Annotated in this window: 6 protein-coding genes; 2 read left to right on the forward strand and 4 right to left on the reverse strand. The window is 74.1% G+C overall.

Annotation, left to right across the window (positions count from 1 at the left end; translation table 11 throughout):
- Positions 1–64 precede the first annotated feature (64 nt).
- Complete coding sequence (gene pepN, locus ACH4K4_RS17990; RefSeq protein WP_398168293.1) at positions 65–2653, reverse strand: aminopeptidase N; 2589 nt, start codon at positions 2651–2653, stop codon at positions 65–67.
- Between the two features lie 126 nt (positions 2654–2779).
- Complete coding sequence (locus ACH4K4_RS17995) at positions 2780–3667, reverse strand: helix-turn-helix domain-containing protein (RefSeq protein ID WP_398168295.1); 888 nt, start codon at positions 3665–3667, stop codon at positions 2780–2782.
- Positions 3668–3801: 134 nt separating this feature from the next.
- Between ACH4K4_RS17995 and ACH4K4_RS18000 the strand changes: the two genes are divergently transcribed.
- Complete coding sequence (locus ACH4K4_RS18000) at positions 3802–5571, forward strand: beta-galactosidase family protein (RefSeq protein ID WP_398168697.1); 1770 nt, start codon at positions 3802–3804, stop codon at positions 5569–5571.
- 20 nt (positions 5572–5591) lie between these two features.
- On the opposite strand, the gene ACH4K4_RS18005 is transcribed toward ACH4K4_RS18000, so the two are convergent.
- Together ACH4K4_RS18005 and ACH4K4_RS18010 are read right to left on the reverse strand one after the other, a co-directional pair.
- Complete coding sequence (locus tag ACH4K4_RS18005) at positions 5592–8699, reverse strand: endo-alpha-N-acetylgalactosaminidase family protein (RefSeq protein WP_398168297.1); 3108 nt, start codon at positions 8697–8699, stop codon at positions 5592–5594.
- A gap of 238 nt (positions 8700–8937) precedes the next feature.
- Entirely contained in the window at positions 8938–9744 is an 807-nt protein-coding gene (locus ACH4K4_RS18010) for a S1 family peptidase (RefSeq protein WP_398168298.1), read from the reverse strand.
- 267 nt (positions 9745–10011) lie between these two features.
- Here ACH4K4_RS18010 and ACH4K4_RS18015 point away from each other — a divergent pair.
- Positions 10012–10919: hypothetical protein (locus ACH4K4_RS18015; protein WP_398168300.1), on the forward strand; the 908-nt coding region annotated here is incomplete at its 3' end.

Here is a 10919-nt window from a genome sequence, read left to right on the forward strand (position 1 = left end):
CCGCGCGCCCGCCGTACGGTCCGGCGGGCCGCCCTCTCCCCCGCCGGGCCGCACGCCCGGGCCGTTACGCGCCGCGTACCCGCAGCGCCCTCCTGAGGTCGTCCAGCTGGTCGGCGAGTTTGCGGCGGAGGGCCGGGGCCGGGTCGGCGGTGCGCAGGCACTCCTCGGTCAGGTGGAGGGTGGCGGTGTCGACGAGGGGTGCGGGGAAGGCCAACCGGCCAGCGGATTCGGCGAGGGCCGGGCCCCGGCGGGCGGCGAGGGCCACGGCGTCGGGGAAGTAGCGGGCGGCGTAGGGGCGCACCAGGTCGAGCTGCTCGGGGGCCCAGAAGCCGGCGGCGGTGGCGTTGAAGAGGTAGTTGGAGAGGTCGGTGCTCTCGTCGGTGGCGAACAGGGCGTCCCAGGCGGCCTGTTTGCCGGCCGGGTCGGGCAGGGCCGCGCGGCAGGTGGCGGCGCCCTGGCGGCCGGTGGCGCTGGGGTCGCGGGCCAGCTCGTCGTCGATGGCGGCCGGGGTGGTGGCGCCGAGGACGGCGAGGCGGCCGAGGATGCGCCAGCGCAGCTCGGGGTCGAGGGCGGGGCCGCCGGGGACGCTGCCGCCGGAGAGCCAGTCCTGTATGCCGTCGGGGGTGGTGGCACTGTCGATGAAGGTGCGTACGGCGGCGAGGCGCAGGCCCTGGCCGTCGCCGTTCTCGGAGCCTTCGGTGCGGCGCAGGATGTCGCGGGCGATCGCGCTGAGGGTGTTCAGCGCTGCGGGCCGGCCGGCTGCGGGGAGGTAGCGGTCGGCGATCTGGGTGCGGGCGAAGGCGAGGGCGCCGGAGACGATGGCGATGTCGGTTTCGTACGGGAGGTGGGCGCGGGCGGCGTCCAGGTAGGCGGTGGGGGGCAGCTCGCCGTCGCGGACCATGTCGCGGGCGGCGTTCCACACGACGGCGCGGGTGAGGGGGTCGGGCAGGCCGGAGAGCGCGTCGCGGGCGGTTTCCCAGGAGGCGGGGTCGAGGCGGACCTTGGCGTAGGTGAGGTCGCCGTCGTTGAGGAGGATGAGGGCGGGGCGGGGGCCGGGGGCGGTGTGCAGGCGGCGGGGGGTGGTGCCGCCCGCGGCGGCGGGCCCGGTCGTGGCGGCCGTCGCGGCGTCATCGCCCGCAGCGGCCGGTGCGGGGATGTCCCAGGCGAGGCGGTCGCGGGCGACGAGGCGGGCGGGGTCGGTGGGGTCGCGGTCGTACAGCCCGGCGGTGAGGTGGTGGGGCCGGCTGCCGTCCCGGTCGACGCGCAGCGTCCAGCCGCCGTCGGCGCCGGTGCCGACGACGGGCACGAGGGTGTCGACGCCGGTGGTGCGCAGCCAGCTCGCGGCCCAGGCGGGCACGTCGCGGTCGGTGGCCCGGGCGAGGGAGGCGACGAAGTCGGCGAGGGTGGCGTTGCCGAAGCGGTGGCGGGTGATGTGGTCGTTGATGCCGGCGAGGAAGTCCTTCTCGCCCATCCAGGCGACGAGCTGGCGCAGGGCCGAGGCGCCCTTGGCGTAGGAGATGCCGTCGAAGTTGAGGAGGGCGGAGGCGGTGTCGGGCACGTCCTCGGGGGCGGGGGCGACGGGGTGGGTGGAGGGGCGCTGGTCGGCGTCGTAGCCCCAGCTCTTGCGGGCGATGCCGAAGTCGGTCCAGGTGTCGGTGAAGTGCGTCGCCTCGGACAGGACCTGGTAGCCCATGTACTCGGCGAAGGACTCGTTGAGCCAGATGTCGTCCCACCACGCGAGGGTGACGAGGTCGCCGAACCACATGTGGGCCATCTCGTGGGCGATGACCATGCCGCGGGACTGGCGTTCGGTGTCGGTGACGGCGGAGCGGAAGACGAAGTCGTCGCGGAGGGTGACCAGGCCGGGGTTCTCCATGGCGCCCATGTTGAACTCGGGGACGAACGCCTGGTCGTAGGAGTCGAAGGGGTAGGGCTCTTCGAAGAGGGCGTGGTAGCGGTCGTAGCAGCGGCGGGTGATGTCGAGGATCTCTTCGGCGTCGGCGTCCAGGTGGGGGCCCAGGGAGCGGCGGCAGTGGATGCCGAAGGGCAGGCCGGCGTGTTCGGTGCGCACGGTGTGCCAGGGGCCGGCGGCGACGGCGACGAGGTAGGTGCTGATGGGCGGGGTGGGGGCGAGGGTCCAGCGGCCTTCGGTGTCGTCGTCGCGGGTGGCGGTGCCGTTGCCGAGGACGGTCCAGCCGGGGGGCGCGGTGACGGTCAGCCCGAATTCGGCTTTCAGGTCGGGCTGGTCGAAGGCGGCGAAGACGCGCTGGACGTCGTCCAGGAACATCTGGGTGTAGACGTAGGTCTCGCCGTCGGCGGGGTCGGTGAAGCGGTGCATGCCCTCGCCGGTGCGGGAGTAGGACATGGCGGCTTCCAGGCGCAGTTCGTGCTCGCCGGCGGTGAGGCCGGTGAGCGGCAGGCGGTTGCCGTCGAGGGTGGCCGGGTCGAGGGGGCGGCCGTCGAGGGTGGCGGAGCGCAGCTCGGCCGGTTTGAGTTCGACGAAGGTGTCGCCCGGGGTGCGCGCGCTGAAGCGGACGGCCGTGCGGGACACGAAGTGGGCGGGGCCGTGGGTGAGGTCGAGGTCGATCGCGTAGCGGTGGACGTCGAGGAGTCGGGCTCGGGTCTGCGCCTCGTCGCGCGTCAGTGCGGGCATGTCCACATGCTGCCGCACGGCACTGACACCGCGCACTCGACCCGTGGTTTTCCCGGCCGGGCCGCGCCCCGGCCGTGCCTCGCGCGCCCCGGTGCCCGCCCGCCGCGGCCGGCGGCCGGCGCCGGTTCAGCCGTCCGCACCGCCGATCACCGGCGGGTCGTCGGGGTCGGGGACGCGGGTGGACCAGCCGCCGGGGACGCTGCGTCCCTGGCGGGCGCGGAACCGGACGGGCGCGGTGCCGACGCGGCGGGTGAACAGGCGGCTGAAGTAGGCGGGGTCGGTGTAGCCGACGCGGCGGGCGACGGCGGCGACGGGGAGTTCGGTGGCGGCGAGCAGTTCCTTGGCGCGACCGAGGCGGATGCCCAGGAGGTAGTCCTTGGGGCTGCAGCCGGCGCCGCGGCGTACGGCGGTGCGCAGGGCGGCGGGGGTCATGCCGTGGCGGGCGGCGTGTTCGGCGACGGACAGCGGCAGGAACGCGTCGCGGGCCAGGGCCTGGAGTACGGGGTCGCCGTCCGCGTCGGTGTCGGCGCGGGCGCGGCGCAGCGCGACGAGGAGTTCGTGGACGGCGGCGGCGGTCTCGACCTCCAGGAGGGGGTTGCCGCGGCGGGCGGCGCGGGCGATGCGGGTGATGGCGGTGCGGGCCGCCGCCGGGTCGGCGAGGGGGACGAGGGGGCGGTCGGGTTCGATGTAGCCGAGTTCGGTGTAGGTGGCGGTGGCCGGTCCTGTGAAGTCGACGAAGCTCTCGTCCCAGCCGGTGTCCGGGTCGGCGCCGTAGTGGTGGGGGACGCCGGGCACGAGCCACAGGAGGGCGGGCGCGGTGACCGGCTCGCGGGTGCCGTCGGTGCGGGTGGTCCAGCCGCGGCCGGCGCTGACGACGACGGCGACGTGGTGGTCGAGGACGCGCGGGCCGACGGGGGGCAGGGTGCCGTGCTGGAGGCCGACGCCGAGGCACACCAGGCCGAGGCGGTGGTGGACCGGGCTGGGCGTGAAGTACCGCATCCAGGTGTGGTACATGCGGGCTCCTCCCGTGCTTCCGGCGTCCGCCGCGGCCTGTTCCGTCCAATCAGTGCCGATCTTTGTCCATGGACCCGCGTGCCGCCAGGGGTGAGGGTGAGCGGGAGGCGAGGCGGACGGACGGGACGGGCGGCGTGGTCGAGTTCGTGGTGGGCGCGCGGGACTTCGAGCGGGACGGGCGGCCGGTGCGGCTGCTGTCGGGGGCCCTGCACTACTTCCGGGTGCACGAGGGCCACTGGGGGCACCGGCTCGCGATGCTGCGCGCGATGGGCCTGAACTGCGTGGAGACGTATGTGCCCTGGAACCTGCACGAGCCGCGGCCGGGCGTCTTCCGTGATCCGGAGGCGCTGGGCCGCTTTCTGGACGCGGCGCGGGCGGCGGGGCTGCTCGCGCTGGTCAGGCCGGGTCCGTACATCTGCGCCGAGTGGGAGAACGGAGGGCTGCCGCACTGGCTGACCGGCCCGCTGGGGTGGCGCGTGCGTACGCGGGACCCGGAGTACCTGCGGGCGGTGGACGCGTGGTTCGGGCGGCTGCTGCCGCAGGTGGTGGCGCGGCAGTACGACCGTGGCGGCCCGGTGGTGATGGTGCAGGCGGAGAACGAGTACGGGTCGTACGGCAGCGACCGGGAGTACCTGGCGTACATGGCGGGTCTGCTGCGCGGCCTCGGCGTGACGGTGCCGCTGTTCACGTCGGACGGGCCGGAGGACCACATGCTCACCGGTGGTTCGTTGCCCGGTGTCCTGGCCACCGTCAACTTCGGTTCGGGGGCCGGGGAGGCGTTCGCGGCGCTGCGCCGCCATCGGCCGGACGGCCCGCTGATGTGCATGGAGTTCTGGTGCGGCTGGTTCTCGCACTGGGGTGACGCGCCGGTGGAGCGCCCCTCGGAGGACGCGGCGGACGCGCTGCGGGAGATCCTGGGGTGCGGCGCGTCGGTCAATGTCTATATGGCGCACGGGGGCACCAGCTTCGGCGGCTGGGCGGGGGCGAATCGTTCCGGCGAGCTGCACGACGGCGCCTTGGAGCCGACCGTGACGTCGTACGACTACGACGCGCCGGTCGACGAACGCGGGCGCCCCACGGAGAAGTTCCGGCGCTTCCGCGAGGTGCTGGCGGCGTACGCGCCGGGCCCGCTGCCCGGGGTGCCCGAGCCGCCGCCGGCGCTCGCCGCGCCCGTGCGGGCGGTGCCCGGCGCGTGGGCGCCGCTCGCGGACGTCCTGGAGGTGCTCGGCGGCCCGGAGGTCACCTCGGGTGTCCCGCCGACGTTCGAGGAAATGGACGTGGACCGGGGCGTGGTCCGCTACCGGCTGGAGGTGCCCGGGCCGCGCGCGCCGTATCCGCTGCGGGTGACGGGTCTGCGCGACCGGGCGGTGACGTACGTGGACGGGGTGCGCGGGCCCGTGCTGGACGCCGAGGAGGCGGAGATCGGCGCGGCGGTGGCCGGGCCCGCCACTGTGGAGCTGTGGGTGGAGTCGCTGGGCCGGGTCAACTACGGGCCGCGGCTCGGAGAGCCGAAGGGCATCACGGGCGGGGTGCTGCACGAGCGGCAGTACCTGCACGGCGTACGGGCGCGCGGGCTGCGGCTCGACGCCCTGGAGGACGCGGCGGCGGTGCGGCGGGTGCCTTTCAGGGCGGTCGGCGCTCCGGGCCTGCCGGGTCTGTACCGGGCCGCGCTGCCCACCCCCTCCCCCGGTGACGCCGTGCTGGAACTCCCCGGCTGGACTCGCGGCTTCGCCTGGGTGAACGGTTTCTGCCTGGGCCGTTACTGGTCGGCGGGCCCGCAGCGCACGCTGTTCGTCCCCGGCCCGGTGCTGCGGGCCGGCGTCAACGAGCTGCTCCTGCTGGAGCTGGAGGGCGCCCCGGCCTTTGCGGGGGAAGGGGCAGGGGCGCCCGGTCTGGTGCCCTGACGCGTCAGGGCCGGTGTCTCTCAGATTTCCCGCACCTCGAACGCGTCCAGGACGAACTCCGCCTTCCCGTCGCCGCCCGTCTTCCGCAGTCCCACCCACGCCTCGCCGCCGTCCGGGGCGGTGAACTCGTAGGTGTGGGTGGCGGGCCGCGTGGCGACGGGCAGCGGGGTGCGGCTCAGTTCGCGGGCGGCGGGCTCGTCGACGGCCGTGACCCAGGCGTACTGCCCGGCCTTCTCGTTCTCGTACCGGAAGGTGACCCGGTAGCGGCGCCCGGCGGTGAAGCGCACGGTGTGCGGCACCGTGCGGTAGACCAGTCCGGCGTTCTCGCCGCGGGACTTCAGGGACTGGCCGCCGTCGATGACGTCGTCGACCGCCTTGCCGTGCCAGCCGCGCTGGGTGAAGGGCGCGTGCCGCTGCGCGATGTGCGTGCGCGGGTCGGTGACCCGGCCCGCGTCGCCCTTGACGAAGGGGCCCCAGCCCTGCGGTACGTGTTCGAAGTCCTCGTAGGCGACGGTGCCGGGGCGGTGCGCCGGAACCGCCGGCACGACCCGTACGTTGTCGAAGCGGACGCGCGGGGTGCCGGCCGCCGTTCTGAGGGTGAGGGTGACCGGGCCGCCGCCCTCGGGGACGGTGAAGCGGGTGAACATCCGCTGGAAGCGGGTGCCGTGCTTGCGGTCGGCGGCGACGAAGTTCTCGGCGGTGGAGGTCTCGGTCCAGTTGGCGGCCGTGACGCCGTCGCCGGTGCGTACCTCCAGTGCGGCCCGGCGCCGCTCCCCCGGCCGCGCGCCCACCTCGACTTGTACGGAGGCCGCGTACGTGCCGGGGGCGAGCCGGGTGAGCCGCTGGCCGACGGCTGCCGCGCCGCCCGCGCCGACGACCAGTTCGTAGTCGCCCAGCGCGCTCGGCTGGACCTGGGCGGGTCCGCTGACCTGCCAGGAGTCGAGGGTGCCGGAGTGGAAGCCGGGGTCGGCGAGCGGAGTGCCCTCGCCCCAGCCGGGACCGCCCTGGGCCGGAGCGGGACGGCGGTAGACGACGTACGGCTGCCCGGCCTCGGCCGCGATGCCGACCTTGCCGCCGCGCACGGCCAGCCGCCGCGGGCGGCTCCTGCCCTGGTCGGTGAGCCGGTAGAGGTACACGCTCCGGGTGCCGGACCAGCCGCGCGGCAGCGTCCAGGTGGTCGTGCCGCCGCCGGGGTTGTAGTGGTAGAGCTTCCCGGGGTCGGTGGCGCGACGCGGTTCCCAGGGCAGCAGGTAGGTGCCGCCGTCGTACACCAGGCGTCCGTCGGTGGTGATCCGGCGGGTGCCGCCGGTGTCCGAGACGGTGGTGGCGGCCGGTCCCTCGAAGGTGATCTCGTGCTCGCGCCAGGTGCGGATCGGATACGCCTGGAGGTACTTGGCGGGCAGCGCGTCCACCCAGATGATCTTGTAGAAGGCGTGCCAGTCGGTCTTGCCGACCCAGCCCTCGAAGTTGCCCATCCGGGCGCCGCCCAGCAGCGTCGGCCACTTGTCGGCGAACACGTCCTTCTGGTGGTTGCGTACGAAGCGGACGAGCCGGGAGTTGATGCCGCGCGAGGAGTCGCCGCCGTAGTCGGTCTCGTTGGCCCAGTGCGACCACAGGGCGGCGCGTTCCAGGCCGTGGCCCCATTCGGTGGTCACCTGCCAGCCCTGTTCGCGCAGGTGGCGCTGGAGGCGGTCGGAGTTCCAGCCGGATTCGCGGAAGACGTCGACGTAGAGGGTGTCCAAGGCGGGGTCGGTCTCCTCGCGCAGCTGCCGGAAGCGGCGGGCGATGTCGCCGGAGACCAGGTCGCGGCGGGCGTCGATGCGGTAGGACTGGTCGAGCCAGTCCCACTGTTCGTCGTTCTCGTCGACGAGGGTCTCGGAGAAGGCGTGCGCCACGGGGTAGGACTCGGTGGCGTTGACGTGTACGGCGAAGTCGCTGTGCCACTTCTTCCCGGCGCGCAGCAGGGTGTTGAGGTCGGCGAGGCCGCCGGCGCGTTCGTTGTAGTTGCCGCCGTAGTCGGGGTGCGCGGAGTCGTGGCCCTCGGACTGGTAGCCCTTCAGGAGGGTGAACTGCCGCAGTCCGTCGGTCGCCAGCGCGATCCGCTTGACGTTGTCGAGGGTGGCCAGGAAGGGGTTGGTGGCCTGGCTGGCGAAGTTGAACGGGATGTGCGCGACGACGCGCAGGTGCTGTTCGTCCGCGCCGGGCGGGCTGACCATGATGTCGCGCAGCGCGATGGCGGCGTCCTGCCAGTCGGCGGTGCCGTCGCCGTTGCGGTCGCGGGTGAGGACGACGGTGGCGTACGGCAGGGGCTCGGTGGCGTCCAGGGGCGCGGTGGCCGCGCGGTGGGTCCACTGGCCGCAGCCGAGCCGGGCGCTGCGGTGGCCCGCGCTGTGTACGGTCTGCCGCCACAGCCGCCCGTTCTCCCAGGTGGTGGCCCCGGTGGGCCGGTCGTACACGGTGTTGGTCTCGATGGCCGCGGCCAGCCGGCCGGTGGCGGCGACCGCGTAGGCGCAGCCGAGGGGCGCGGCGTCCACGGGGGTCGTGGGGCCGATCCGGACGAGGGTGTCGCCGCTCCTGGTCTTGTCCAGGTCGATGCGGGCCGCGAGGAGGGCGGCGCCCGGCTGGTCGCTGCGCACCGACAGGAAGGCGAGGCCGGGGATCTGGAGGGTGCCGACGCGCCGGGCGGGGGTGTCGGCGATCCTGGTGACGCGCCAGTCCACGTGCCGGCCGCGGACGGTGATCTCGGCGTCGATCTCGGTGCCGCCGTCGAAGGCGAGGGTGTAGGCGATGCGGTCGGCGGCCGGGCGGGAGGTGACCCGGGGGGTGCGGGCGGTGCCGTCGACGAGGACCTGGGTGACCGGGTCCTCCTGGCCGTACAGGACGGCGCCGGTGCCCCGGTCGGTGTAGGAGACGATGCGCGGGAAGGCGGTGTCGACGCGTACGTCCAGGGCGCCGGACCGCAGCACGGTCTCGCCGCCCGTGGTGTGCGGGCCCGCGGCGTACGCGCTGCCGGTGCCGAGCGGGAGGGCGGTGGCGAGCCCGGCGAGCGCGGTGCTGACGACGATGTCCCTGCGGCTGGGCCCGTGTTCCGCGCCTGCCGGCCCCGCCGCGTCTGTCGGTCCGTTCACGTGCGCTCTCCGTCCTCCGCGCCGGCACTGCTTGTCGCGGGACAGCGTGCTGGGTGCGTGGCGGGCGGGCCCATGGACAAAGGCGGTGCAGGTGTTGGACTAACGGACGGGTTGGACGGGCCGTACCGGCGGGCCGGGACCCGGCGCCGGACGGCCGCGGCCGGGGCCGCACGCGAGCGCACCGCGCCCCGGTGCCGTACGGCGTCGGGGCGCGGTGCGCTCGCCGGTGCGGGGCGGGTCAGCCGGCCAGGCCGTCGGCCGCCTTCTTGATGTCCGCGGCGAACGTGCTCACCTCGGTGTAGACGCCGGGCTTGCCGGGCCGGGCGCAGCCCTCGCCCCAGCTGACGATGCCGACCTGGAGCCACTGGCCCGCGTCGTCCTTGCGGAACATCGGGCCGCCGGAGTCGCCCTGGCAGGTGTCGGTGCCGCCGGTGTCCAGCTTGCCGGCGCAGATCTCCTCGCCGGGGGTGAGCTGGTCGCCGTAGGCCTTCTTGCAGGTGGCGTCGTCGACGAAGGGCACCTTGGCCTTCAGGAGGTAGCGCTGCTGGTCGCCGCCTTCCTTGTCGGCGCCCCAGCCGGCTATGTCGAAGTCGCCGTTGGTGAGCTTGTCGTCCGTGGCGATCTTCAGGGTCGGCAGGTCGATGGGCTTGGCGAGCTTGATCAGCGCCCAGTCCTTGCCCTTGCCGTTGTAGCCGGGGGCCTGGAGGACCTCGGTGGACTTGACGCTGACCGCCTTGGAGTCCTGGAGGTCGACCACGCCGGCGGTGGCGGTGATGGAGGTGTTGGGGCCGCTGCCGTCCACGCAGTGCGCGGCGGTCAGGACGACGTCCTTGGCGTAGAGGGCGCCGCCGCAGCCCATCGACAGCCGGACCATGAACGGGAATTCGCCCTCGCTCGCCTTGGTACCGCCGACGATCTTGGTCTGTACGGGGCCCGGCTGCGGGCCGGGAGCGGCCGCGGTGGCGGCGGTGGGGGCGAGGCTGAAGGCCGCCAGGGCGACGGCGCCGGCCGCGGTGACTCTCTTGAGGTGCTTCAGGTAGCTCAACGGGCTTCCTTTCGTGGGGGGTTGCACGCAGATGTCAGGCCCATGCCAACGCGAGAACCGGAAGGGACCGCCGGAAATCGTGCGGAGGAAGCCGGCAGCACGCCGTGAGGCGTCCGGACCCAGTGGGGGGTGAGCCCGCAAAGCGCCCTTGGATTATGTGGAGCGAGCGATCACAGTGGCAAGGGTGTACATCCGGCCAACTCCTGTTCTACCCACGGCGTGTACGGCCCATACCGGACGTTCCCCTACGAGCCGTACAGTGGACGGGTGGCGACGGGAAGCGCGGGGCGGGCCGGCGGCGACGTCGTGCACGGCTACCCGCATCTGGACACGGTTCGCGCGGCCGTCACCGCGCTCTACAAGCGCCTGTCGTACGACACCGTGCGGACCTTCGACACCAGCGTGCTCCCCGCCGACGTGGCCCTCTCCGACGCGGAGGAGCTGTACGCGGGCACCCAGCGGGTCGCCCGCGCCATGGTGCGGCACCTGCGGCTCCCCGACGCGCGGATGATCGTCGCCTTCCGCGACATGCAGCACGCGGCGCACGTCGAACTGACTGCGGGCCCCGAGTACTTCGTCGAGCTGAACACGCGCTTCAAGAGCCACCGCAAGGACATCGGGGCGGCCCTCGCCCACGAGGTGATGCACGTCTACCTGCACCGCCTGGACCTGTCCTTCCCCGGCACCCGGGACAACGAGATCCTCACCGACACCGCCACCGCCTACCTGGGCGCGGGCTGGCTGCTGCTGGACGCGTACCGCGAGCACGGACCGTTCTCGCAGAAGCTGGGCTACCTGACGCCGGAGGAGTTCGGCTACGTCGTCGCCAAGCGGGCGCTGTTCTTCGGCGAGGACCCGGCGCCGTGGTTCACCAGCCCGCAAGCGTACGACGCCTACACCGCCGGCCTGGCGGCGGCCCGCCGGGACGGGCGGCAGCCGCCGCTCGCCGCGGCCGGGTGGAGCACCCGCCGCCGCTACGCCAGGGACCGGCGCGCCGCCCAGGACCCGCGGCGCGCCGGCCGGCCCGGGGGCCCCCCGCCCGCCCGCGGGGACCCCCTAGGACGGCCCCCCCCCCCGGGGGGGGTCGGGCCACGGGTTGGGGTTTTCCCCACAAACAAAAATCGAAAATATAAGATGTGTAAGGGGGGGGGCAAATCGCTAACCACCAACAGTCC

Source organism: Streptomyces sp. NPDC017529 (assembly GCF_044329785.1).
Taxonomy (GTDB): Bacteria; Actinomycetota; Actinomycetes; order Streptomycetales; family Streptomycetaceae; genus Streptomyces.